This is a genomic window from Bradyrhizobium sp. JHI2711 (assembly GCF_056156565.1).
Genome location: NZ_JBPZPT010000004.1, coordinates 1 through 24,825, shown reverse-complemented (window position 1 = coordinate 24,825; position 24,825 = coordinate 1). Strand labels below are relative to the sequence as shown.

Below are 24,825 nucleotides of genomic sequence, written 5' to 3'. Positions count from 1 at the left end.
TTTCTCAAGCCGATTGCCCCACTTTCAGCGGTCGAAAGAACGTGCTGCGGAACGCGCCGTCCAGCAAGCGCCTCAGCCGGACCTCGATCAGTTCATAGCTGATCGCACTTGCAGCCAGTGACATCACCAGCCCGAGTCCGATGAAAGCCGCCCATAGCAGCCAGCGGTCGACGCCGGCGGCAACCAGCTTCAGGCCAACCACTTGCAAGGGGAAGAGCACGAAGGGGTGCACGAGATAGAGGCTGTAGCTGATCTTGCCGATATATTGGAGCGCCGGCGTGCTCAGAGCCTTCCCGAGGCCTGATTCCGGGGCGAGCACCATGGCGAACAGCAGAATTCCGGGAATGAGGCCCACGAACGGATGAAACAGCACCAGGCTCGCGTACAGCGCGGCCCCGCAGACGAGCCCTGCGACCAGACCGAGCCGTCCGGGAATGGAAATGCGAAATCCCGTCGCGCTGAACAGCATCCCGATGCAGAAGAACGCGGTGATCGGCCAACGCATCAGGCAGGCCACGCCCAGCAGGATCAGAGGCGCAGCCAGCAGCCTGCCGCCGGCGCGCCACATCGAGAATGTCAGCGCAAACCAGATGTAGAATGCCCACTCATAGGTCAACGTCCACGCATTCTGCTGGGCAATGGGCAGGCCGAGCGCGTCCTGCACGAAGAACAGGTTGGCCGCAAAGATCCCGAGATAGCTGGTGAGATCGATGCCGCGGAAGAACTTGTAGGCCACGATCGGCCCGATCGCGAACAGCGCAAGATGCAGCACGACGAACACCGGCATGATGCGCAGGACGCGGTCGAAGAAGAACCGCGACAGCGAACCGTGGCGTATCAGACTGGCCGGGATCAGGAAGCCGCTGATCATGAAGAACAGCTCGACACCGTGCCCGCCGACATTGATCACCGACTGCAGCCAGAGCCAGAGCGGCGGCAGAAAACCGGGATTCGGGATGTCGTACATGCCTGCCTTCGGCATGTCGTAGAAATGATCCATCAGCACGCTCAGCGCCGCGATGGCACGAAGGCCCTGGACCGAAGGAAGGAACGATCCATCATAGGCGGCGCCCGGCTGGTGAGGTGCCTTGATCACTCTGCGGCACCCTGGGTGCTGAGCACTGGCTCGAGGACGACAGGCTTTCTTCGCGCGGAGCGGAATCTTTGCCCGAAGGAAATGCTGGGCTTCTCGATGAACGTGTATGTCATCCAACTGACGAGGATCGACAATGCCAGGATGACGACCAGGAAGATCGACCATCCGAGGGGTCCGTCGCCGAACCATACCAGGCGGTGGACGTAGACGATCGCGAACGGCGACATCAGATAGACCGAATAGCTGATCACGCCGACGAATGCCATCGGACGCCAGGCCATCCGTTCGCCGAACACGGCAAAGCCGATGAAGACAAGCGCCGCGGAGATATAGGCCGATCCGATCGAATAACTGTAGAAGAAATTCTCGTGATACACGCCGCCGAACCGGCGGTCGGACAGGGTGGCGGCGAAGACCGCATACAGAAGCGTGCAGACGGTCACATGCGTCCACCGCAGCTTGCCGCCAATGACGGTGTCGCGGATGATCTTGCCCAGGAACATCGCCGAGAGGTTCAAGCCGACCTCCATCACCGAGGAGACTGCCCTGCTCTCAACGAAAAGTGCAGCTGTGGTTCCCACCAGCGCGGCGGCAACGACGATGGTCACCGCCGTGAAGCGCCGGTTGAGCAGCCCCATCGCAAAGAGAATGGTGCATCCGACGTAGAACAAGAGTTCGATCGCCAGCGTCCAATAGAACACCCAGAGATTCGGGACGTTCACGAAAGTCTGCAACATCGTCACGTTAGCGGCGATCTGCCCCAGCGGAAAACTCTTCGAATCCAGCAGCTGCACCGACACGAGCCCGACAACGATCGAAGTCCAATAAGCCGGATAGAGCCGGAAGAAGCGGCTGATCGTAAAATCGCGCACAGGCGTGGCGCTGTCCGGGAAGCTGAACGGAATGACGAAGCCGCTCACGAAGAAGAACAACACGACCCCGAACCGGCCAAAGTTCATGTAGTAGCCGAATATGTCGTGGAGGGGCCCGTAATAGACACCCGTCGGGTGCTTTTCCAGGATGACCTCGAATACGTGCTGGACCAGGACGGCCAGCACGGCAATGCCGCGCAGTGTGTCGATGAATGCGAGCCGTTTATGCATTGTTCGTTCTCACCTGCTTCCGCTCGCCGCCGGTACATCCGGGCGGAAGCCTTCTAATGACGGCATCGGTGGCCGTACGATGATTGGCACGGCGTCGCCCGCCCGCGCGGTGGTCGCGCGCCGCGAGAACACCTCGCTGAAGCTCAACGCGATGATCAGCAGGCCGGACGCCGGGCCGTAATTCAGAACGGTGATCGTGAACAAGTTGACGACGAAGATCAGCGTCAGCTTGTAGACGTCGGTCGTGCCGAACGTCGCCCGGAATACCATCACCATGAATGCGACGAACGGGAGTCCGAACATCAGATACGTGCCGATGTAGAAATTGTCGACGGGAACCCAGAAGGCGGCGAGCGGCGAGAACAGCTTCTGCGGATAGTTGAAGCAGCCCACGCCGCAGCCGGTCACGAGACCAACGGGCATGAGCTGGCTCAGGTAGACGAACGGCAGTTGCCAGCTGTTGTTGATGCGGTCGACGATGCTGAACAGGGTCGTGTGCGGCACCGCGGCGGTACCCGAAGCGAGCACGATCATGAAGAACGGCACCAGGATCGCGGCAAACGACCACAATGCAATGTTCCGTATCGCGGAGAAGCGCGACTTCTCCGGGAGCATCCGCACGAACACCAGCAGAATCAAGTAGAGCACGAGGACGATCATGGTCGTCTTGCTGGTCGTCAGACGGATGATGTAGACCGCAAGAGAGCCGTACAGAAGGCACCAAATCGTGCTCTTACGGATCGACGTAATTGCGAAGGACACGAGTATGAAGAAGGCCGCCATGGTACTTTCGGCAGCAAAGCCCGTGAGACGCTGATCGTCACCGCCATAGGCCCACCATAAGCGACCCGCCTCACGAACGGCGCCGAAGGACTCATATTTGTATCCGACCCAGGGCATGAAGTAGAATTTCGTCAGTAGCACGCCGATCAGCGAGAGGTAGAACGTCGCGGCGATGACCGACAGCAACTTCTTGTAGGAGCCCAGACTGGTGTCGCAGAAACAAAATCCGACGAACACCGGGAGCATCATCTTAAACGACGACATCGCCGCGTTAACCGTCCCCAGCATGAAGTAGCCGAGCACCAGCGACAGCATGATCTGCACGAGGACAACTGCAGCCATGATACTGCGATTGCGCAAGATGCAATGCACGATGAACTGGACCAGGCACAGAAGCGCAATGCCATCGGGCACGAACCAAAGCGCGTCCAAATGCATGATGCTGGTGTAGTACCGCATCATACCGCCGAAGGCATCCCGGACCAGATAGGCTGCGAGCGCGATCGCCTCGATATTGAGGCTGATCAGCATCATCCTGCGGGGTTGCAGCGCGAAGGTGCTCATGCGCGGCTCAGTTGCTCAGCCGCGCCGATCGGGCGGGGGATGGCGCAAAATCCGGGGGGCTTCCGAATGCATTTCGCAGGAGCCTGCCGCCGGGAATTTCGACATAGAGATAGGTGAGGTGCGAAACCGCGAGCACGGCGGCCAGTGAAACGACGAGATTCAGCGTCGCCGGCAGGCCTGCCCAGATCGAATCCAGGGCGGCGATTCGCCCCGCCCCCACGCCCCGCACGAAGTATTCAGCCAGCAGCACCACGAGCGCGTGCACCATATAGATCGAGTACGAACGACGCCCCAACCAGATCAGCGGCTTGGCCACCAGGATCCGCGGCACCAGCAGCGCATCCGGAAAGGCCAGCAGGCTGCCGAGGAAGATCGCGAACATCACTGGCGCGAGGAAGGTCGCGGCAGGATTGGCCTCCGCCAGGGACACCAGGACGATGCTCGCGATCATGGCGACGAATTGCAATGCGCCCTGCGCGGCAGGCCGCGGCTTGGCCGGCAGGCGATCGACGATCCTCACCATCAAGACGCCCAGGAAAAAGCCGACGAAGCAGCGTAGCAAGCCGAAATCCGTCTGAAGCTCGATGCTCTTCTTTTCGAGCACGAAGATGATGAAGACGAGACTTCCGACCGCGAGCAGCCCGGAGAGGACATAGAACCACGCCAGCGAGCGCATGCGCAGGGCAATGAGAACGATCAGACCAAACACCAGGTAGGTGTAGAACTCAACGCTGATGCTCCAGCTCGGCGCATTCCAGCTGAGATAGTCGATGAACCCCATCGAGTGGAGAAGCAGGACGTTGAGGCCGAAGGAATAGGCATTGTTCACTTCGAACGCCGCAGGCGCGGCGACGACCACCCCCGCCATGACCAGGCCGATGCGCAGCAGGCGAAAGACGAGGTTTGCCAGCAGCATGACGATATGCAGCGGGTAGACTCGCGCCAGGCGCCGTACCATAAATTCGCGCAGCGAGAAGCGCGTGAAGTCGTTCTCGACATAGCTGAGCGCCATGACCATTCCGCTGAGAACGAAGAACAGATCGACCAGCAGCCATGCACTCCTGAAGAAGGAGCAGTTGATCCAGGCGTTGTGCGGGAATGCCGCGAGAAAGGTTGGCATCAGCAGCAGATGGTGGATCACCACGGAAGTCGCGGCGATCCCCCGGATGCTGTCGAGCGGCAGGACGTGCGCCTTCTCACGATGAACCAACTCCGTCACATCAACATTCCGTAGCTGTTGCATCGCAGCAGTGTGTATCAGGTCTCAACGCGTGATCAATCTCTGCAATCGCGGAGCCGCATTCGATGCATGACGACCGACAATAATTTCAAAGCTTGCAGATCATTCAGACATGCGAGCGCCAAGTTCATGCCACTTTTCATCCGACGTGCGCCTGCTTCGGCGCGCAAGCCAAATCGACATGGGATGATTGCGAGTATTTGCGCGCAAAGTGTGCGCGAAATTCGGCACTGTTGCGATCGAGGCCTTGCAGCACATTGATTGCTGCGTGCCAATGTCGCGCGAAAAAATCTTTCGCCAATGGGGAACAATAAACGCGCGTCGTGACTTGTGTCGGTTTTGCGACGAGCGGCTGCGCGAGTGCCCGATATGTTTTCAGGTTGCAACATTCATGGGCGTGATTTGCCGATCTCGCAGGCATTGTAGAACTTGTTTTTGCAACCGGCGAACAAGCGGGCTCGCGTTTGTTTTGTCGCCAGCTTTGCACCAGCTTTTGCGTCGCACAAAAAGATGACACAGTTACCTGTCAAGTTTCGCCTGTTCTCCTATTGCAACAGAAGCAAGGAACACGGATGGGCCGCGGACTAACACCTCGTCATGCGCAGCCGCGATGGCTAGCGATTGTCTTGATTGGTTCTGCGCTGATCGTGTCGAGCGCTGGTGCTTGCCGCGCGCAGTGCGTCGAATTCTCGGACCGCGCCTCGCAACTCGAACTCGACACCTTCGTGAAGTCGCCGTCCTCGCTCCTCGAGCGGCTGCGCAATGACAAGGAGAAGTTGCGGTATTGGCTCGCGCGCTATGTCGCGACGAATCCGTCGGTGCTGCCGTCCGTCCAGACGCTCATCTCGGCGTCGGCTTCGGCCGATCGCTCGTCCATCGGCGCTGCGCTGCGCCTTGCCGAAGCACGTTGCACGTCCACCAAGCCGGACGCCGCGCGCAAGATCAGGGATTTCGTGCAGCGGATCGGCGATCTCAACGTGCAGGCCGGTTATTCCGGCGCCGGAGAGGACGGCTCCGGCGTCCAGGCCCAATCGCAAATCAAGACCTCGCCGCAGCCGGGCCGTGGCGGAGCACTGCTCGAAGGCGAGTGGAGAACCAAGCTGGCCAATCCATTCAAGCCCGTCCCCCTTCCGAATTGATCCATGATTGTCAAAGGCAGCGAATTAGCACATGTACCAGCCTAGGGAACATTTCCAGTCGGGGCACCGATTCGGCATCGAATTCGGCGGGGCGGTCCTCAGCTTCGAGCGCGTGGCCGACGTCCTTCGCCGCCAATGGCCGATCATCGCGGTCTGTACGGGAGCTTCGCTGGCCCTGGTGATCGTCTACCTGGCCATGGCGCAGCCCATGTATACGGCAAATGCCCGCATCATGATGGATACGCGGCAGACGCAAGTTCTGGACAAGGACAGCAACGCCAGCAGCGCCCTGATCGACACGGGCTACGTCGACAGCCAGGTGGAGATCATCAACTCGGACGACCTCATTCTGTCCGTCGTCCGCCGCCTGAAGCTGACAGAAGACCCGGAGTTCAACGGCTCCAAGCCCGGCCTGCTCTCTATCATCATCGGCAAGCTGACATCGCTATTCGGCTCCGGCGAACCAGCAAGCCAGGAGCGAATCGAACATGCAGTCGTCCAGCAGATTCAGAAGAATCTGCGTACGGAGCGCGTGCTGACGACATATGTGCTGTCGCTGAGCTATAAAGCGCGGAGCCCCGACAAAGCCGCCAAGATCGCCAACGCGATCGCCAATGCCTATCTCGTCGGCGCCCTGGAGGCCAAATATCAGTCCACCAAGCGGGCCACCGAATGGCTGCAGCAGCGCAGCCTCGAGCTGAGCGAGCAGGCATCGGCCAGCGATCGCGCCGTCCAGACCTTCAAGGCCGAGAACAACATCGTCGGAACCAGCCGCGGCCTGATGTCCGAGCAGCAATTGTCGGACCTCAACACGCAGCTAGTTCAGGCGCGGGCTGCGACCGCCGAAGCCAAGGCCCGGCTTGACCGGATCGACACGATCTCCGATCAGGATGTTGCGCAATCAACCGTGACGGACGCCCTCAACAACTCGGTGATCACCCGTCTGCGCGCTCAATATCTCGACCTACAGGCCCAATATTCCGACTGGTCCAGGCGCTACGGCAAGACCCACCTTGCGGCAGTCAATCTGGCCAACAAGATGGACGAGCTGCGCAAGAACATCGCCGACGAGGTGCGTCGGATCGCAGACGCCTATCGCAGCGACTACGAGATCGCGAAGAGCCGGGAGGCCTCGCTCGAGAAGAACGTAAAGGACCTCGTCGCCCAGGCCGGCAACAAGGGCCAGGCCGAGGTCAAGCTGCGCGATCTCGAAAGTGCCGCCGACACCTACCGCAATCTCTACAACAACTTCCTGGAAAAGCTGCAGAGCGCGACGCAGAACCAGAGCTTTCCCCTCAGCGAGGCCCGCCTCATCAGCACCGCCACCAAGCCGGACCGCAAGAGCTCGCCGCGAACGGTCCTCGCCCTCGTGGGCGGCCTGGTCGGCGGCCTCTGCCTCGGCTTCGGCGCGGCATTTGCGCGTGAACTGCTGAGCGACGTGCTGCGGACCCCCGGCGAGGTCGAGGATGAGCTCGGCGTGAAATGCCTCGGCGTGCTGCCGGACATACGTCCGCCGACGACGGCCGGCGCGTTGCTCTCGACGTCAGCGAAGACCGGCCCTCCCGATCTCTCCCGCTACGTCGTCGATCATCCGTTCTCACGCTTTGCCGAGACCTTGCGCAACATCAAGGTTTCGATCGACGTCGCGCGTCTGACCCGCGAGATCAAGGTGATCGGCATCGTCTCCTCGCTTCCAAAGGAGGGCAAGACGACGGTGGCCGCCAATTTCGCGCAGCTGATCGCCCTCACCGGGCATCGCACGGTTCTGATCGACGGCGATCTGCACACGCGCTCGCTGACGCGGGAGCTCGCGCCCAACGCCAAGACCGGCCTCGTGGAGGCTCTCAACGATCCCGCGAACCTCGGCTACCACGTGCAGCGAAGCAAGGAGACGGGACTGGATTTCCTGCCCTCCGTAGTGGCCTCGCGCATGGTCAATTCGGCCGACGTCATCGGATCCAAGGCAATGGCCGAGCTGCTCAAGGTGCTGAGGGAGCACTACGAGTACATCGTGATCGATCTCGCCCCGGTGATGCCGGTGGCCGATTCCAAGGCCGTCAGCTTCCTGATCGACGCCATGGTCTACGTGATCGAATGGGGCCAGACCACGCGAACCGCTCTGCAGGAGTCGGTTTCGGGTTCGGAAGTCCTCCAGAAGAAGCTGATCGGCGCCGTGCTCAACCGCGCGAACCCGAAGATGCTCAAGCGCATCGAGGCCTACAAGGGCAAGCACCACAACAGCTATTACGTCGAGCACGCCTAGGCGGAGGCGAGGCGCCGCTCCCACTGAACAACTGGAATGAGCTCGGGCCCGTTGCCGATTGGCAGCGGGCCTTATTCGTGCTTGGCGGTCGCTTGAAGGGCATCCCGTGCGCCCTCGCGCACGGACCGAGATGCGGCAAGCGCTCCGGACCTGCTCGCGGGCTCCGTATTCGTCCGGAATCCACAACTTGCAGTTATTGCTCTAGCCAAAAGCAAGGATTGACGGATACGGTGGTCGCCAAGAGAGTGCGCTTTTGGGCCATCGTCCATCGATAAGACGAGACAATCCGAGCCTTGAGGCCTGAAAATGCCGAAACTTTAGGCATCTTTCTTTCTCCGTTCCCCGGGGCTAATCTCGGCTCATTACTCGCAGTTATTTTTCCGGTAGGCTCGGATGCTGATCGTCCTGACGATTTTGACTATTTGGGTCCTGCTCAACATCCTGTTCGTGTTGATCGTGGTCCCTCCACGCAAGCCGCTCCGCCACCCCATGGCGACGACGCTCTCACCCGCGCCCATCGACCCGAGCCGGCGCCAGATCGAGCAGGACGAGCCTTTCTCGATCCGCCATGTCATCGTCTCCGTCGCAATGGGAGCCTTCTTCGTGCTCGTGCCGCCGCTGCTCGCGCTGCGCGATGCGATCATGCGGCTCTTCCGCAGGCCGCCGCGAAGTGGAACCTGAGGCCCCGGGACGGAGGTTTCCGGCGATTGAGAGATCGAGCGGCTAAAGCGCGATACGATTAGGATGAATGGCCATCGCGCCTTTAGGAGCATGATCTTTTCGGAGAACCGCTACGCACTTTTCCGGATCATGCTCTAATAGGCCTCCTGGAACATCACGGCGGACGCGGTGCGGGCCATGATCTTCAGGTCGAGCCAGATGCTCCAATTGCTGACGTACCAGACGTCGTACTCGACCCGCTTTTCCATCAGATCGATCGTTGGCGTTTCGCCCCTGAATCCGTTCACCTGAGCCCAGCCCGTCAGGCCCGGCTTCATGTGATGGCGGTAGACATACTTGCTGATCAGCTCGTCGTAATAATTGTCATGGGCAAGCGCGTGCGGACGCGGTCCCACCAGCGACATGTCCCCCCGTAGCACGTTCCAGAGCTGCGGCAGCTCGTCGATGCTGGTCATGCGCAGGAAGCGCCCGATCTTGGTGACCCGGGCATCCCCCTTAGTCGCCTGGGTCACCGTCTCGCCATTCTCGGCAACCGTCATGGTGCGGAACTTCCAGATCTCGAACGGCTTGCCGTTGAAGCCGCGGCGCGACTGCCGGAATATGACGCTTCCCGGCGAATCCAGCTTGATCAGCACGGCTACGGTCAGCAGCAGCGGCGTCAGCAGCACGAGCGCGAACAGAGCGACGCCGACGTCGAGACAGCGCTTCTGCAGCCGCTCGAGAATGGTCAGCGGCGGCCGCTGGATCTCGACCGCGACGGTTCCGCTGACCGGCAGGAACGGGCGGGTCACGAGGTCGGCAACGGAATCGTCCGGCAGCAGGCGAATCGGCTGCGGAACGGCGCGCAAATATGGCCCGAGCTTGCGCAGCATCGGCAATTCGTTCCAGTCGATCGCGAGCAGATATTCATCGACATCGGCCGCGCGCGACTGACGGATGACGTCGCGAATCTGCCGCTCCCATTGGCCGTCATCCCGGTCCTCTCCGAGCACGAAATGGCGCATGACGTCGAAGCCGTTCCTGCGCAAATCCTTGAAGCGGCTCGAGGTGAAGTCGAGCGGCTTCAGGCTGAGCAGGATCACCTTGCGGTCGACCAGGCGGCTTCTCGCAAAGCTCGTGCCGAACACGGCCTGCCAGACGAAGCGCAGGCTGATCAAGCCGAGCCCGCCGATCACGGCAAAGACGATGACGGTGCCGCGCGACAGATTGTCCGTCGATTTCAGCAGGAAGGCCGCGACGGCGAGGATCGTGAGCGACGTCAGCCAGATAAAGGCCGCCATTCGAAGCTGCCAAACCAGATTGAGCAGGCGGTGCGTGGAATAGACGTCCCGGAAATAGGCGATCCCGACGAACACCACACCGACAAACAATCCGGCCCCCACCGATGCACCGTCGGGCGGCGATGCGACCACCACGCCATACAGCGAAGCTCCCGCCGCGTAGCTCAGCAGGATCAACAGAAAGTCAGCAGCGATGACGACGACCTGAAAGGGCCTCTGAAGCGCACTGCCGCGCGCAGATGACAGCGCATGAGCGCTTTCAGAACCGTAAGTTGCAACAGCCATTCGAACCTCTGCGTATCGAGAGAGTGCCTGACGCTCATCGTGATGCTGAAGACTCGTCAATTCCCCGCACGGAAAGTGTTGGTCGATCGCAGCGACATTGTGGCGCTGCACGCGAAACTTTTGCGGCGCACGGACGATGTGTCGCGTTGAGATGCGCGGCGAAATTCGATGCGCTGAAAATGTCGTCACAGTGCTGACATACGAGCGAACGAACTGCCCTATTTTGAATCAAGTTCCGCATCTCATGCGATGCTATCGTTGCACGAGACGCTGTTCGCTCAAGTTTGAGGCGCTGCTTGCTGCCGACGAACGCAAACATCGGATCACTTGCGAGAGTTTCCAGGGATTTCTATCTGCGGATGTATGCGAGAATCTGCAACGAGTCATGCAGACTTGCTGCATGCTTCGAGCCAGCGATGCAATTCCTGCGGACCCCTCTCGTTCCTGAAGTCCATGAAACAAGTCGGCAAAAAATGCCGTGCCCTTCTTTTGGCGTGATCGGCACCGACAACGAGCTGCGGCCCCACGGAACTCGCGTTGTTCGCGTTGGATGGACGCTCTCCGGTGCCGGTGACTTGGGGATATTTTTCCGACCACCCGATCGATGAGCGCCATGAAATCTTTCTCGCGATCCCAGCCGTCGCTTCCCAAACCGCAATTGCCGGACGGCGTCCGCATCTATGCGATCTCGGATATTCACGGCTGCGCGCATCTGCTCGAGCCCATGCTGCGGGTGATCGACGCCGACGTTGCGCGGAGCCGGCCGCGCTATGCCATCGAAGTCTTTATGGGCGATTACATCGATCGCGGCCCGGATACGCGGTCAACCCTCGACATCCTGGTCGAGCGGAGCCGGCGGGGGAATGCGGTCTTCCTCAAGGGCAACCACGAGGCCTTTTTGGTGAGGGTGTTCGAAGATCCTTCCCTATTCGAGGACTGGATTGCCTTCGGCGGGACCCAGACATTGATGTCCTACGGGCTTGCTCCCCCCGATCTCAAGCGCGACGAGCCAGCATCGATCCTGCGCGACTTGATTCGCGCCATGCCGACCGAACATCTGGAATTCCTGGACAATCTGCGGTTGAGCTTCAGCTGCGGAGACTTCTTCTTCGTCCACGCCGGCGTTCGCCCGGGCGTGCCGCTCGCCCAGCAGACCGAGCGCGATCTGCTCTGGATTCGCGAGGAATTCCTGCGCAGTGAGGAGCAGTTCGGCAAATATATCGTCCACGGCCATACGCCGGTCCGCAGCGCCGAATTGCTGGCCAACCGCGCCAATATCGACACCGGCGCCTATGCGACCGGCAACCTCACCCTGATGAGCATCCAGGGGAGTCGCATGCTCGCGGTGTGATGAGCTTCAGCCTCTTGCCACCGATGCGCGAGACGGTCTCGGGGAGGGAATGGACGTTCACCATTTTCAGTTGAGACACGGCAGCGGCGACTGCGCACGCGTCTGGGCCATCCAGTCACTCCACGCCCGCTCGTGCTTGACGTAGAGCTCCACCCAACGTTCGCCATGCCTGGCCTCTCGGACGCGCGCCGCCTCCCCGAGCAGCTCGGCGCCGGGACGGGTGTCCGGCTTGTCCAGCGCTTCGAACTCGATCGTTTCCGAGATCGTCAGACCGACAAGCACGCGCTGTCCGGCGCCGTCCACGATGTAGCGTCGCGGCGCATCCTTCTTGGGCTCACTCATGTCGTCATGTCCGATCGGGTTCAGTGTGAAGCTGGATACCGTCATCGAATGGGACGATGCCTAGAAGGCTCGCCGGGCGTGGCCGAACGTCGAGGTCGGAGCGGGCCGCGAGGCCCGGCGCGAGGCGCTGCTGGATGAGCTCACGGCTCTTCGTTGGACGCGCCAGGCGCGTAGCGCGTATCCGAGAATGAGACCAGCGCCGAAAAGGGAAGCAGAGACAAACGCAGAAGTCATGAGAGTCGTCCTGGGAGTCGTCCTGGATCGTGCGCGTCCTATCAAGAGTGAGCAGTGTGTCGACATCATGGTTCTCGAGGATTCACGAGCGCCGAAAAAATGTTCAAGGTTCGGTCTCCTTTGCATGCATGCCGCGCGCGCGGCAACGCTGCCGGCCTCGGGCTGATCTCGTCTCGGCCGGAGATGATCATCGAACACTCTCTATATATGACGACCACATATCTAAGAGACGTTCTCGCAGCTCAATGCATCAAGGTCCGTCGCGGTCGATCCGACGCGCCCCGGCGAGACCATGCGCCCCTGCAACCGGAAATTCGGCGTCAGCCGGCCTGCCCGTGCCCTTGCAACCATCCGGAACCCGTCGCATTATCACCCATCGCATTTGATGAGGGATTCAATCCAATGAACTTCCGCGCCGTTGCTTCATCCATTGCCCTGGCCGCTCTCGGCCTCACTTTGGCAGCATCCGCGACATCAGCCGCCGAGCTCGCGCTTGCCCCGTCACAGCGGGCGGCCGCCGTCCAGGGCGGGCTTGTGTTCTGGGACAACGTCTACCCACCGGCGGTCTATGGCCCGCAGCTTCGCCCGGCCGAAGAAGTCGCAGCGATGAAGGCGCAGGCACGGCCGGTGTCCCAGCGCTGGTGGGGATATTGGTACGTGCGGTAAGGCAACCGGAGCAACAGGCTAAGCGCAACCCAACCGTCCTCATCAACCGCCGCGCCGAGCAAACGGCCGCGGCGGTTTTTGTTTGACTCACTCTCTTAGCGCTTTTGGGAGAGCGGCCGATAAGCGTGGTGACGGCGATAACGGGAAAACTTGCGCCTCCGTCCGTCCATAGCCCAAGCCACGCCGGCATTAAAAACGCCTGCCCAAAAGTGCAAACGGCGCCGGCGATCAATTCCCTGCTTACAGGGAAATTTGCAGGGAAAAGTGCCCGCCGCAGGGGGGCCAACGGGCGTAAAATGCGAAATGACGCCCTGAAACGCAGGCAATGCGTCGCGATGCATTAAAATCCTAACAGGGAAATTCCGCCGATGATCAGGGAATGTGCTCGCGTCAAACAGGCAAGACCTCTTGCTCTCATCATTGGAAGGGAATCGGGCTGGCTCGGTGGTATTCGCGACCATGGCCAGGATGCAGTCGAAGCAAGACAACGTCTCGAAGTGACGCATCTCCGACCGGTCAAGCCCAGCAGCGCATGCGATCACGGATCGGCCGGCCGCTCTTCACCGACGGCCAACACGACCACTATTTGGGCGCGTCGCAAAGCCTGCGTAACTCAATCCTAATTGGCCATTGCTATTGTTCGTTGCGGGACCTCTCCCCGATGCGGCCGCCATGGCTCGCAGGCAACCCCATCCCCGTCGCGATCGTGGTGCTGCCAATAGCCGGGCTCTCCGCGCCGCGCGGGTGCTAAGCCGACCAAGCGCGCAAAATCGCAATTGGGAGCGGACGCGATGTGTTTGAGCGTTGTCGTGACCGACCACGGGCTCGAAACAAGGAGCCAAATTGCCGGATAGGCGGCCAACAAGGCAGCGATTGCGACCAATGCCGTGATGGCCCACCGCAGCCCAGACCGCAGCTTGGTAGTTCGATCATGGCGCGCCGACACCGCACGGAAGCGGCGCTGCAAATTGCGCAGTCGCAGTTCAGGACCGCGACCGGGACGAACCGGATTGGGGTCGGGAAGGTGGGGCATCATGAAAACAACATCACTGAGATCTTCTATTACGAACCAGGATCGCGCCCGACCTGCTCCGTCACGCCTGGCTCAGGGAGGGCGAATGGGCGCAACGGGACTGATCCTAGCGGCCGCAGCATCGGCCAGTCTCCTGCACAAGCTCGAGCGCGGCGTCAGCATTGCGGCATAGAAGAACATGATTGGGCCTGATCCGGAAAGCTTCGCGGCTTGGCTTCATCCGCCATCTAGCCTAGCATTGGCTAGGTTAAGGCGAAACCGCATCGGCCAGCGAGCTTCATAGTGATGGGCTTATAGTGGCCGCGATGTCGTTTGGGCCATCGACTTGCTTTGGATGAGCCGCAGGCACTTGCGATGCGTCTTCAGAATTTCAGCTTTGATGATTGGCTGGAGCACGCGTTTGGACGCGAGGTTCGCTTTCAGCAAGCACCTTGGTACTTCGATCCTGAGCATGATTGGTGGGATCCGCCGGCGCTTGAAGCCGTAGCTTATCTCACTCGACTATTTGAAGACCCGGAGCCTGCGTTACAGGGATTTGCCGACAGCCAAATCGCGCAGGGCCTAACTTACCTTGTGAATACCAATGCCGGCGGCGATAGCGGATGGCTTTGTTCAACTGATGTTCCGGTCGAAGACCGTGTTCGCTGCGTCACCTCTGTCGCGGCGCTGTTCGCGAAATTGTTCGAGCCTCGTTGCGACCCTGGCCTGTCCCACCTGAGCGAAGCCGCCAGCAAAGCCCTAAACGGTGTTTGCTATATGTGGTGGGATGCGTTTCCGTGCCTGGCTCTTCCTGGCGACCCCGCCCTCCCGACGATCCACGATTGCGCGCTGCAAACCATGGACCGTATCCTTCAGCTCGAATCGATCGCCTGTCAGGAAAGTGCTCTCCACGGCCTTGGGCACTGGCACCGCGACTACAGCGACAAAGTCACCCAAATCATCGACCGCTTCTGCGAGGCGCATGCCGGAATCGACCCGCGCCTGTCGGCCTATGCCCAATCAGCTCGGTGCGGATGCGTTCTGTGATCCGCGGGCCATGGTTGCGCCCGCCGGCGTTGAGTGCATCATCGTGACCCTCAGACAGAGGCGCCGCGTAGCCCAAAACTGGGCCGGCGTACTCATGATCGGCTTGCCGGCCGATGTCCGGCTCAAGCTGCAACAGCAGTCGAAGTGTGGGCATCTGCCGAGGTCGGTGCCACTCGAGCATAAGGGCCTAGAAATCCGAGATGGGCCAATGCCAAGTTCGGCATAACGTCGCAATGGAGCGACCTCTAGTTTACGAGCTTGCCATTGCTGGCAATCCTATCTTCGTTTGCAGCGAGCAGATCGCAATCGTCTGCAAGTCTAAGGTAGATCCTACGCAGCGCTCATCTGACGTACCTAACGCTATGGTTCGTACTCCTCGGCTACGTGCCGATGCCGGGCGGCTTCCGCCATGTAATCGGTGCCCATCGCAAGCTCCCTGAAAGCCGACCATCCCTCGCGGCCCGAGCAGACCGTTGCGATAGATCAATGAGCAGGCCCCATCAACGGCGGCCTGTATGGGCCGGACGTTGACTCGAGCTGCACTTCTGTGCGGCTGCTAGACGGAAAAGGCTCGCTTCCGGAGTAGACCACATCGGCCCCAGCCTGGAGGTTTTTCCGGATCGAAAAACGAGCTGGGACCGAGAGGTCTGCCGCCGTCTGGTCGGCAAACACAGCTTCATCCCAAGAAATCGTCCACTTGGGATTCAAATTTGTGAATCGGGCTCCATGGAAATACCCAAGCCCCCTCGGGGAGGAGCTGGCGACAGGTCGTGCGAGGGATGGCACGCAAGACCGACAGTCGAACTGAGAGCAGGGACGGTCGCTCCTGGCCGCCCGGCGCGCGGTCGCAAGCCATGGGCGACGGTGGCTAGCGCTTCCTGCCAGTGGGCTTGCCTCGGCGGGGGCGCTTCTTCGGCTTGGGCCTTGTTGGCTTTTCGCTCTGTTCAGCCGCGAGAACTCGGGCTCGGATTTCCTCTAATTCAACCAGTGCAGCAACAATGCTCTGAAGACGTTCGCGAATTGCAGCAGCAGGAATCACCGCTCGACCGCGGGTGCTCATGGACGCCCCCAACTTGTTCTTCTTTGGGCCCGCCGTTGGGCACCCATTCGAAGTCTTCCCTTTTCGGCGAACGTAGTCCTTAACAAACTTAAACGACTACTACCGCGTCCAGCCAGGTCGCGTTGTTCCTGGAGGGAACACTACAGCATGCTGCGTAGATCAATGAACCAAGCACGCCGCTAGCCGCCCGGCGATCAACCGTGAGATTTATCGTGCATATGGAGCGCATTCACGGCCGCGTGTACGAAGCCATTTGAGGCTCCCAACGAAGCGAAGCTGAAACAATGCAATCCGATACTCTGCTGGTAACGCCCGTTGCGGGAGGCTCAAATGCGTAGCCTAATTTTCGGTACGGCCCTCTTAGCGTTCGCAACCATCGGATGTTCCACGTTTATTTCGGCCGCCCTTTCCGCGGCACGGGATGCAAAGGCTGCAACATTCTCCGAACGGTTCGCGCCAGCAATCACGGTTCCCTCAAGCGGCTAGTCTCGCCAGCGTGAACCCGCGAGCCGATTGCGAGGCTTTAATGGGAAGCTTTGTCTTCTCGCTTGAGGAGCTCCAGTCGTCGCTCTAGCTCCTCCTTCTTCGCCAAAAGCCTCTCGGCCAGAATATCATTGACGACGGTATGAAGTTGCCAGAGCTCTTCAAGAGCCATGCTCTCGAAAGGCTTCCGTTCCATGAATCCCCCCGACTCACATGTCGTGAAGGTTAGCGCGAAACAAGAATTGGAGCCACTTTTCCCGGCGGGATGTAGCAAAAGAGGTGCCGACCTGCTTTATTGCGCCAGAACTTCGTAAGCCTCAGCAAGCTTTAAGTGGCTGTCGCGGGCCACCCAGCTCTTCATGATCTCGGCGCGTACCCCGCACTCTTCGGCCGATCTCTGAGCCGTTTGGCATCCGCAGCACGATCCGTTCGGCAATGCTAGCACTCAGCTCTACATCCTTGTGTAGCAGACGACACACAAGAGCACTTCCATGGGGGCCGATTTACGACCTTAATCGATATAAGCGCGCGGTCGCTCGGTTTCTGCAGTCTCGTTTGAGGCCAAGCAACGTCGCGCCCGTTCGATCTGTGCGTCAGTAGCGCCATGATTGCGTGCGTACATCTCGGCCACTGGTGCCGAATATTTCGCGACGTAGTATCTAACCTCGCTGCACGAGATGCGCCCCGTCAGCCTCTGGTGACGCGAAGCGAAGGCTTCGGACCCCAGCGGGATCAGCAACAACGCAACAATAGCCCCGGCCCGTACGATCATTCTCGCCCCCATAGATTTGACTGGTTGGTTAGGAGAGAGCAGGCCTGAATCGCGCACGCGACGCAAATTAACTATCGTGCACCGATCCAAAGAGCTGTGCGACTGTTGCTGCGATGCCTCGGTGCTCCGCGGGTCCTGAATCATGAGGTCGCGGTCGAGCGATCTGGCGCGAGCTTCCCAGAAAGCGGAAACGGCAAGTTCGATCATCGCACTGAACCGCGGTACGAGCTCGCAATCGCTATCTCCGCCGAAGCACTCTCCTACGACGAGCTTTAGGAGTACGGCTAGTGCTCGCAATCGTTCTCGCCTGCGCGGCTCGTAGGCGACGCCGGAGGGTCTGCAGTTCTCGAAACAGTGCGAGCAGTCCCTCGACCCGCTCGCCCAGAATAGTCGAATAATTGCAAACCCGACTTCGATTACTCATTACTGCCCAAATCATGATTGTTGAAAGCAAAGGCGGTCGACAACGGGGAAAAATATGCAATCCAGGGTTGGAGTATACAACCCATAAATGACGAGCGGATTAAAAGGGCTACGCTAAGTCCCCTACACCATTGTCACAGCGCATTCCTTTCGCTTGTCTTTCGGGTCGTTTTCGTTCCGCAAGCTCGGTCTGTTCGGCAAAGCTACACGCCCGGTACCGCAGCATTCACGCGCGCCCGGTCTCTCAGGCTGGTAGTCCCATTCTGCCCTTTACTCGCGCGACGGCTGCCCAGCAGGGGTGGCGCCCTTATCACTTGGATAGCCCTTCGATCCTTGGCTCCGTTACGCGTGCTGAGTGCACCGGCTGTTAAGGGTTGGTTTAGGTCCCGGCACGATCATTGGCGACCGCAAGGGACCTGAGCATGCCATTGCACCATGCGAATACCCTGGAAAGGATCGTGACCGTCGCAGATCACGGCAGTGGCGAGGTCGCCACACGGCCTGTCACTCTCGACCGATTGGATTTCTCGACCTCTACGCGAGATGAGGTCCTGGCGTTATTGGCGCCAAGCGGTCCCTCAAAACCCACTATTTGGCTCGTTGTGCTCGCTTTGGCTGGGGGCTTCGGATTGGGCTGGGCTGTTGCTTGGTATGGTCCTGCAGCTCTCTCGGCTCTCAGCCCGGCTGCTCAGGTAGAAACGGCTTCGCGCCGCACGCCGGACACAAAGTCAGGCGGTAAGGCCGAAAGCGCCCGAAAGAGTGTGGCAGCGTCGGCCTCGCGAACAGCGCCTGCTTTAACGCAACCCTCCACAGTCATCGCGAGCGTTGCTGCGAGGCCTCTGGCCAAAACCGCGAGTGGGGCGCAATCCGCGGACACTTCGAGCCCAGCTTCTTCGGCTGTCGACGCGGACGCGTCTGTAACGGGCTCGCTCGCGCCCGCGGGGCCGCTCCTGTCGGCCGTCGAGACAAGACCAACGACCATTGCAGGTTGGGCCGTGCTGGACGTTCGCGGGGGAACGGCGGTGCTCGAAGGGCCCGACGGAATTCGAATGGCAGCACGCGGTGACGTGGTCCCTGGCATCGGGCGAATTGACTCTATCTTGCGCTGGGGCAATCGCTGGATAGTTGCCACAGCAAGCGGATTGATCTCGACGCCCTAGGCGGAGGTTACGCGAGAACATCTGGACACGCCAACTCGGACGAGCTTGGCCATCACGACCATGCTCGCACCTCCCGTAGAAATGTCGTACTCCGAACTTTACGCCAAAGCGATTGACAAACAGCCAGGAGGTTGCGAGCAGCCGAGTTGCGGTATGCAGGTTGCGTCGAAAACGCTATCGGAATTCGGCAAACGTCGGCTCGGGAATGGCCGGGCCAGCGCCGGCGGCAATTTAGGCAAGTAGCGGCTGGCACCCAGAAAAGCGAGAGCATAGCGGCTTGGTGGTAGTGTGCCGGGGTCTCCGTGCGCCCGAATTAGATCAGTCCTTTTTTCGTGACCCGCAAGCTACGGACGTAATACCCTTGTCGCTGAACCGTTGACCTAATCTCCTCGCTTACTTTGAGAATTCTTGTTCTGCTCTTGCGCCACCTATTTGTAGAACAAGCGCCTGGGATTGAGGAGCCTGCGCTTAGAACGAGCACGTCACGCTTGCCATTGCGATAAACATCAAACATTTTTCGTCCCCGCGATCATATCAAAGCGAAATATGTTTTCGTCATTCCGGTCCACGAGCTTACTAACCGGCCCGGCGTCGCGGGTTGCAAATATGCAACGCTTCGCGACGCATCTTCATCCCCTCCTGGCAGAGCGGGACCGGCGAGCAGTTCCGCGCCCCAGTCGCGCTGGCACAGGAGCGAGGCTGGCTAGAGCAGCATGAGAGCGGCACGTATGCGCGGCTAACGGGGCAATAGAAGCATTGGGTCAGGTGAGGTACCGTGTGAACTCAGCAATTTAATTGTCATCTGGTGTGCGTTCAGACAGGCACAGCGGCCGAGCTATTGATATTTTAGGGGGTAGTTACGCTCCCCGCAGGACTCTAGCCTGCAACCGGCGGGGTAGAAACGTTTTGGGCGCTGAGCTAATCAATGGCTTAGCTCCTTGATGTTGCGCTGGTGTTGCGCTCACTTGCGAGTGAAAATCACGCGATCGGACTCCAAGCGAAAATCGCAGTCGTGCTTGGCGTAAGCCGTGAATTCGGAAACAGCGAGTATGCCTGCGCTGTCCCATTCATCGAAGACAACATCGCTGGTTGAGTAGAGTTGGGCCGCCTCGCTCTTGCTAATCCATTCGCTCGCGCCGACGGGTAAGCTTTTGAGAGCCGCAGATAGGCAACTTCGGAGCTGGCATCGAGATGCAAGGGCCAGGAGGGGGCGATTACCTTGTTTTGCCCAAACAGAGACTTAAACCAATCCAACATCAAATTAGCTCCCGAGCAATCGGGCCTGAAATGCTTCGGCGGCGCGTTGATCCGCGTCAGCGTCTGAAAGAAGTGCCCGTAGACGTCAGATATAACCTTGATCGAGCTATGCCCCATCACGGCCGGATCTGCTTCGGGTTGTGGCTGTTCTCGATCCAGCGGGCGTGGTGGGCGAACCTGCAGATCGCCCCACTGCCGCTCGCGCAGGAGCTGTGGGCAACGAGCCCGGCGCAGGGTCCGACCGAGGCCGCGCCCCTTCCCGCTAGCCTGGGCTTGGAGGCCTCACCACGATGAACGGTCCCATCCAAACGACACACCAGCTGACCGCGACCGCGCTACCAGTGGAGTTTGAGGCCTTGGCACTGCCGCCCCTGCTGCTGCCCGGCGAACACCTCGAGCTTTACCTGGCACTGCGGCAGGCGATCTTCGCCGACCTTGCGCCCCGATCCGCCATCGAGTGGCTGCTCGCCATCGATGTCGCCGAACTGTCCTGGGAAATCCAGCGCTACCGCACCTTGCGGCACAAATTGCTCGAGACCCATCGCCAACAGGCCATCGCAGCGGCGCTACGGCGCATCGACATGGCCAGGATCGATCCCGACTTCGAACCCCAGGCCGAAGACTACACGCAGCAAAAATGCGCTGAGCTGGCGCATTGATCCCATCGCTGCGACCGAGATCGAGGCGCGGCTTGCCGCCTATGGCTTCGATCGAGACGCCGTCACCACAGAAGTTTACGTCCAGGCGCGCGAAGTCCTGATCCTGTTCGATGGCCTGCTGAACGCCGCACAAACCAAACGGGTGTTGCTGCTACGCGAGAGCAGAAATCAGCGCTTCGTTAGCTCGCCGATGCGCCGGCCGCGCTGAAGGATCAGATCGAAATTCCCGACGGCGCACTCTCGATTCCAGTTTGCGCTCACGGAGATGTTCGCTTGATGGGAGTCCCGAACGCGGGATGCGCAGCAACATCGGAGTAGCGGCATCGCACCCGCAAGCTTCGGAGCCGTCAACCGCTGCGAACTACCGCCATAGCAGGCGCTCACAACTCGTTCACTCGGACGAACGCAAATACAGGCTCGCGCGTATAACGGTCTCTGCCAATCGATCGTGCGGCCCCTGCCTACCTTTTCATCACCCGATACGGTTGATAACCGCTGCGGCACAGGGCCAAATGTTCGCGCTGTTCGCCTCATTGCACCGAACACGAACCCTGGATCAAAAAGACATGGTCAAATTCTTTCTGGCGGCGGGATGGTTGGCCCTCGCCCTCGTGATTTTTGTGACGCTCGCTCCCATTCACGATCGCCCCATGATTGCGCCCCCTCAGTTCGAGCGCTTTGCCGGATTCTTCATCCTCGGTGTCGTGCTCGTGCTGGCCTACTCGAATCGCATTATCCTCATAACTCTGATCGTCGTCGGCAGCGCAGTTATCCTCGAAGCCTTGCAGCTGCTGACTGCTGATAGACATGGTGACCTCATGGATGTGCTGGTCAAAGTGGCTGGAGGTGTCTGCGGGATCTCTGTCGTCACTCTCGCGCGCGTCGGTATAGCTCAGGCAATGACCAAGATCGTATCTCGCGGATGAGCGGCACGGCTCTGAAATACGTCTGCTCCTAGCGACCGCTACAAGCTGAGGCGGCGCGAATAGCTAGGCCAGCCCGTCATGGATGATCTCTGGCTGATCGCAGCTATGTTGTCGCTCGGCTTGAGAGCCGGGTGCATTCTGCGGGTCCAACAGCCACCGCGATGGCACCGCAAATTGGGCCGGCGGCTGCTCGAAACGACGCTGGCGCCCTCAGTGTACTAAGCAGGTTTTTGGACAGCGAAGCCAATTTTTCAGGTGGAAGTCTGTCCCGCTTCTCTGGAGCGGTGATTGCATCCTTGCGACTACGTTCGCGCGCCAGCGCCGCGTTGTTGGTGAGGCAAACAGCTGCGGCAGCGACGCTTCAAGGCTAGGCATCAATTGCCCCATAATTGATATAGCGCTCCAATTTTTGCGCCTGCAATATGGAGCGATGGTGTAGTCGTTTCTGTCAGGCACCCAAGTGATGATCCGATATGCTGCAAGCACACTTGCCATAATGTATTGGATTTGCGGCCAACCGGCCTATTGCGGTTTTGAACAGCAAGTCGCCGCACCCCTTTCGTTTGCGCTGTTCTGCGTCCGATATCCCGAAGATTGCCAGCAACATGGCGATCTGCGCATCACAGATTTCCGTTCTCGTAGTCAGCGATGGCGACAGCTCAACCAGATCAATTCCATGGTCAATTTCAGCATCATGCCGAAGGCGTTAGCGGCAAGCCGGAATGACTATGACTGGCAGATCTTTCCCAGCGAGGGAAACTGCGCGGACTATGCTGTCACAAAGCGCCATCTCCTGCTGCGAGCTGGTTGGCCGAGTTCGTCTCTTCTCCTTGCGGAGGTTGGCATTCGGGCAACCGGAGAAAACCACCTGGTTCTGCTTGTCCGAGAAGGCAGAGCTATTTTGGTTCTCGACAACCTGAGTACGGCCATTCTCAACGTCAACGAAGCTTCCGACCAATACGCTTTCCTGCGCATACAATCGCGTCACGACCCGCAACTCTGGACACGTAGGCTTACCGTATCGTAAGTCCGTGGAATGGCCGAGAGTCGACGAGACCTGGTCCATGCGCGCCTTGGTCCGAAGTCACGGCGGGTTGGCTTATGACGCTTATGACGCGCTATCAGCGGACCGCAGCTGACTGGCTCGGCCCGAGCCCACTGCTCTGCCTCTATTGTGATTCAAAAGGATTGAGGCAGTACCGCGAGGTCAGCGTCCGCGCCGGGAAATCGCCTAAAATTAGTGCAGGGATGCGCTCCCCTCACCATGCACTTCCAGGCTTTACGAGCGTATAGTCGAGAGAGATCGCGGTGATCCGGTTCTTTGAATTTGCTCTTGAAGCGCGTGCGGTAGGTCAGGCCCTCACATGCCGACAGTGACGATCCGACCCGTGTGAACTGTCTACTGACGCAAGTTTGATACTCCGAGCCGTCGAACGATCAACGCATCGCGATAGGTCTCGCACCTTTCACTGCAGCAACTTCGAAGCATTCGTTTCTCGCACAAATATTTCGTTCGTCCCGCTCAGGGCTCTGCTCGCGGAGATTTTCGATGATCGATCTTAGCGGTTACAAGCTGACGTTCGACGATGAATTCAATTCCAGGAGCATTTCACTTACTGGCGCCGGCACGAAGTGGGCGGACACCAGAGCCGAATGGCGGGGCGATGCGGCGTCCGACGTCGGCTTCGGCACCAGCTCGTTCGTCGACCCCAGCTCGGGATACGATCCTTTCTCCGTTTCCCAAGGAGTGCTTGCGATTACCGCTGTTCCGGATCGTACTCCATTCGGAGTCCCCGGAAGCTGGGAGTCCGGACTAATAACAACCCAGGGAAATTTCTCGCAACAGTACGGTTACTTCGAGATTCGGGCAGAGTTCTCGTCGTCGCCAGGTGCTTGGGATGCATTTTGGCTGCTGCCCGTGAACAATCTTCCCGATCCGAATGGGCTCGGACGGTGGCAAGAACTCGATGTTGTTGAGCGCTATGGCGTCTGGAGCAAAGGGGTATACAGCACCATCCACACCACGGACCGAGCGTTGAATGACAACTGGCAGACGCAGCTCCAGGTCTACAGCGAGTTGCCCAATCCTGGTGGCTATCATACCTATGGCGTAAATTGGCAGAATGAGCAGATCAGTTTCTATGTCGATGGCCAGCTGGTTGGGAGTCGCGCAACGCCGAGCGACATGCATCAACCCATGTACCTTCTGACGAATCTGGCTACGCAAGAGCCCGCAAGCCTCGCACAGGTACCTATCACCAGTAAGATCGACTACATCCGCGTTTATTCTGCCGACCCATCCGCCACAGCTGTTTCTCTGGAGCCGGTCTCGTCTCCAGCGGGTAATGATCCCGGGACCTACGGTGCTGCAACTGCCTCGAGCACACCCCAAGTCACACCGACATCAACATCGATCGGCGCCGGTCCCGATCAACTCGTATTCAAGATCAGCGAAGATGCCTATCTTGGAGACGCGCTCTACACCATCTCGGTCGATGGCAACCAGGTCGGCGGGACATTGACGGCCCATGCATCGCATGCCGGCGGTCAATCCGATACGATCGCGGTGCACGGCAATTGGGGACCCGGCGATCACACCGTCCTAGTTCACTTCCTTAACGACCGCTGGGATGGCACCCCGGCTACCGACCGTAATCTTTACGTGGACTCCGTCAGCTTCAACGGTGCGAACCTTCTGCAAGGCGCCATCGGAAACGTACTCGGACAGACCTTCAGCTTCCATGATGGTGCACCGGCCGAACCGACCACACCGGTGATAACGACCCCACCTCCGACAAATACAACCGGTACGCCTTCACAAACACAAAACGGCTCATCACTATCAATCGGTGCCGGTCCGGATCAACTCATCTTCAAGATCAGCGAAGATGCCTATCTTGGAGACGCGCTCTACACCATCTCGGTCGATGGCAACCAGATCGGCGGGACATTGACCGCCCATGCATCGCATGCGGCCGGTCAATCCGACACCATTGCCG

Annotated in this window: 17 protein-coding genes; 10 read left to right on the top strand and 7 right to left on the bottom strand. The window is 59.6% G+C overall.

Translation table 11 applies throughout. From position 1 onward, the window contains the following. Positions 1-4 precede the first annotated feature (4 nt). The 4 genes from ACTEK7_RS27615 to ACTEK7_RS27600 are packed head-to-tail and all read right to left on the bottom strand — an operon-like array spanning position 5 to position 4,765. On the bottom strand, positions 5-1,096 hold the full coding sequence (locus ACTEK7_RS27615) for an acyltransferase family protein (protein WP_225147029.1): 1,092 nt from the start codon (positions 1,094-1,096) through the stop codon (positions 5-7). Continuing rightward, positions 1,093-2,199: an acyltransferase family protein gene (locus ACTEK7_RS27610; protein WP_036013947.1), complete on the bottom strand. Its 1,107-nt coding sequence runs from the start codon at positions 2,197-2,199 to the stop codon at positions 1,093-1,095. Before ACTEK7_RS27610 ends, ACTEK7_RS27615 begins: the two co-directional genes overlap by 4 nt. A gap of 9 nt (positions 2,200-2,208) precedes the next feature. Then, positions 2,209-3,546: a hypothetical protein gene (locus ACTEK7_RS27605; RefSeq protein ID WP_036035382.1), complete on the bottom strand. Its 1,338-nt coding sequence runs from the start codon at positions 3,544-3,546 to the stop codon at positions 2,209-2,211. A gap of 7 nt (positions 3,547-3,553) precedes the next feature. Then, entirely contained in the window at positions 3,554-4,765 is a 1,212-nt protein-coding gene (locus ACTEK7_RS27600; protein WP_225136233.1) for an acyltransferase family protein, read from the bottom strand. A gap of 485 nt (positions 4,766-5,250) precedes the next feature. Here ACTEK7_RS27600 and ACTEK7_RS27595 point away from each other — a divergent pair, with 485 nt between their 5' ends. The 3 genes from ACTEK7_RS27595 to ACTEK7_RS27585 all read left to right on the top strand — a co-directional run bounded on the left by ACTEK7_RS27595 (position 5,251) and on the right by ACTEK7_RS27585 (position 8,869). Then, positions 5,251-5,925: a hypothetical protein gene (locus ACTEK7_RS27595; RefSeq protein ID WP_225147028.1), complete on the top strand. Its 675-nt coding sequence runs from the start codon at positions 5,251-5,253 to the stop codon at positions 5,923-5,925. Between the two features lie 31 nt (positions 5,926-5,956). Further along, positions 5,957-8,188, top strand: a complete 2,232-nt coding sequence (locus ACTEK7_RS27590) for a Wzz/FepE/Etk N-terminal domain-containing protein (RefSeq protein ID WP_128262946.1) — start codon at positions 5,957-5,959, stop codon at positions 8,186-8,188. 393 nt (positions 8,189-8,581) lie between these two features. Then, a complete protein-coding gene (locus ACTEK7_RS27585; RefSeq protein WP_225147027.1) occupies positions 8,582-8,869 on the top strand; it encodes a hypothetical protein in 288 nt (95 codons plus the stop codon). 134 nt (positions 8,870-9,003) lie between these two features. Here the strand turns inward: ACTEK7_RS27585 and ACTEK7_RS27580 are convergent, their stop codons facing one another. Further along, the gene (locus tag ACTEK7_RS27580) at positions 9,004-10,434 is read right to left on the bottom strand and encodes an undecaprenyl-phosphate glucose phosphotransferase (protein WP_036035390.1); all 1,431 of its coding nucleotides are present in this window, start codon (positions 10,432-10,434) and stop codon (positions 9,004-9,006) included. A 613-nt stretch (positions 10,435-11,047) separates the two neighbouring features. Here ACTEK7_RS27580 and ACTEK7_RS27575 point away from each other — a divergent pair. Next, entirely contained in the window at positions 11,048-11,785 is a 738-nt protein-coding gene (locus ACTEK7_RS27575) for a metallophosphoesterase (RefSeq protein ID WP_225112407.1), read from the top strand. A gap of 66 nt (positions 11,786-11,851) precedes the next feature. On the opposite strand, the gene ACTEK7_RS27570 is transcribed toward ACTEK7_RS27575, so the two are convergent. Continuing rightward, complete coding sequence (locus ACTEK7_RS27570) at positions 11,852-12,127, bottom strand: hypothetical protein (protein ID WP_192893327.1); 276 nt, start codon at positions 12,125-12,127, stop codon at positions 11,852-11,854. A gap of 636 nt (positions 12,128-12,763) precedes the next feature. Here ACTEK7_RS27570 and ACTEK7_RS27565 point away from each other — a divergent pair. After that, positions 12,764-13,027 carry a hypothetical protein gene (locus ACTEK7_RS27565; protein WP_225112405.1) on the top strand — a complete coding sequence of 88 codons (264 nt, stop codon included), beginning with the start codon at positions 12,764-12,766 and terminating at the stop codon, positions 13,025-13,027. 619 nt (positions 13,028-13,646) lie between these two features. On the opposite strand, the gene ACTEK7_RS27560 is transcribed toward ACTEK7_RS27565, so the two are convergent. Next, positions 13,647-14,060 carry an excalibur calcium-binding domain-containing protein gene (locus ACTEK7_RS27560; protein WP_225147069.1) on the bottom strand — a complete coding sequence of 138 codons (414 nt, stop codon included), beginning with the start codon at positions 14,058-14,060 and terminating at the stop codon, positions 13,647-13,649. A 354-nt stretch (positions 14,061-14,414) separates the two neighbouring features. Between ACTEK7_RS27560 and ACTEK7_RS27555 the strand changes: the two genes are divergently transcribed. The 5 genes from ACTEK7_RS27555 to ACTEK7_RS27535 form a co-directional block, all read left to right on the top strand. Continuing rightward, positions 14,415-15,086 carry a hypothetical protein gene (locus ACTEK7_RS27555; protein ID WP_225147026.1) on the top strand — a complete coding sequence of 224 codons (672 nt, stop codon included), beginning with the start codon at positions 14,415-14,417 and terminating at the stop codon, positions 15,084-15,086. Positions 15,087-20,531: 5,445 nt separating this feature from the next. Continuing rightward, positions 20,532-20,900: a hypothetical protein gene (locus ACTEK7_RS27550; RefSeq protein ID WP_225147024.1), complete on the top strand. Its 369-nt coding sequence runs from the start codon at positions 20,532-20,534 to the stop codon at positions 20,898-20,900. Positions 20,901-21,412: 512 nt separating this feature from the next. Continuing rightward, entirely contained in the window at positions 21,413-21,826 is a 414-nt protein-coding gene (locus tag ACTEK7_RS27545) for a VanZ family protein (protein ID WP_225147023.1), read from the top strand. A gap of 463 nt (positions 21,827-22,289) precedes the next feature. Beyond that, positions 22,290-22,853, top strand: coding sequence for a transglutaminase-like cysteine peptidase (locus ACTEK7_RS27540; protein ID WP_225136188.1), 564 nt, complete (start codon positions 22,290-22,292; stop codon positions 22,851-22,853). Positions 22,854-23,375: 522 nt separating this feature from the next. Next, the coding region (locus tag ACTEK7_RS27535; protein WP_474810014.1) for a family 16 glycosylhydrolase at positions 23,376-24,825 on the top strand (1,450 nt) is incomplete at its 3' end.

What these genes read in the sequence shown, in the direction of transcription:
- ACTEK7_RS27610 (WP_036013947.1), bottom strand. Translation starts at nt 2,199, where the DNA reads ATGCATAAACGGCTCGCATTCATCGACACACTGCGCGGCATTGCCGTG.
- ACTEK7_RS27605 (WP_036035382.1), bottom strand. Translation starts at nt 3,546, where the DNA reads ATGAGCACCTTCGCGCTGCAACCCCGCAGGATGATGCTGATCAGCCTC.
- ACTEK7_RS27590 (WP_128262946.1), top strand. Translation starts at nt 5,957, where the DNA reads ATGTACCAGCCTAGGGAACATTTCCAGTCGGGGCACCGATTCGGCATC.
- ACTEK7_RS27585 (WP_225147027.1), top strand. Translation starts at nt 8,582, where the DNA reads ATGCTGATCGTCCTGACGATTTTGACTATTTGGGTCCTGCTCAACATC.
- ACTEK7_RS27580 (WP_036035390.1), bottom strand. Translation starts at nt 10,434, where the DNA reads ATGGCTGTTGCAACTTACGGTTCTGAAAGCGCTCATGCGCTGTCATCT.
- ACTEK7_RS27575 (WP_225112407.1), top strand. Translation starts at nt 11,048, where the DNA reads ATGAAATCTTTCTCGCGATCCCAGCCGTCGCTTCCCAAACCGCAATTG.
- ACTEK7_RS27570 (WP_192893327.1), bottom strand. Translation starts at nt 12,127, where the DNA reads ATGAGTGAGCCCAAGAAGGATGCGCCGCGACGCTACATCGTGGACGGC.
- ACTEK7_RS27565 (WP_225112405.1), top strand. Translation starts at nt 12,764, where the DNA reads ATGAACTTCCGCGCCGTTGCTTCATCCATTGCCCTGGCCGCTCTCGGC.
- ACTEK7_RS27560 (WP_225147069.1), bottom strand. Translation starts at nt 14,060, where the DNA reads ATGCCCCACCTTCCCGACCCCAATCCGGTTCGTCCCGGTCGCGGTCCT.
- ACTEK7_RS27555 (WP_225147026.1), top strand. Translation starts at nt 14,415, where the DNA reads ATGCGTCTTCAGAATTTCAGCTTTGATGATTGGCTGGAGCACGCGTTT.
- ACTEK7_RS27550 (WP_225147024.1), top strand. Translation starts at nt 20,532, where the DNA reads ATGAACGGTCCCATCCAAACGACACACCAGCTGACCGCGACCGCGCTA.
- ACTEK7_RS27545 (WP_225147023.1), top strand. Translation starts at nt 21,413, where the DNA reads ATGTTCGCGCTGTTCGCCTCATTGCACCGAACACGAACCCTGGATCAA.
- ACTEK7_RS27540 (WP_225136188.1), top strand. Translation starts at nt 22,290, where the DNA reads ATGATCCGATATGCTGCAAGCACACTTGCCATAATGTATTGGATTTGC.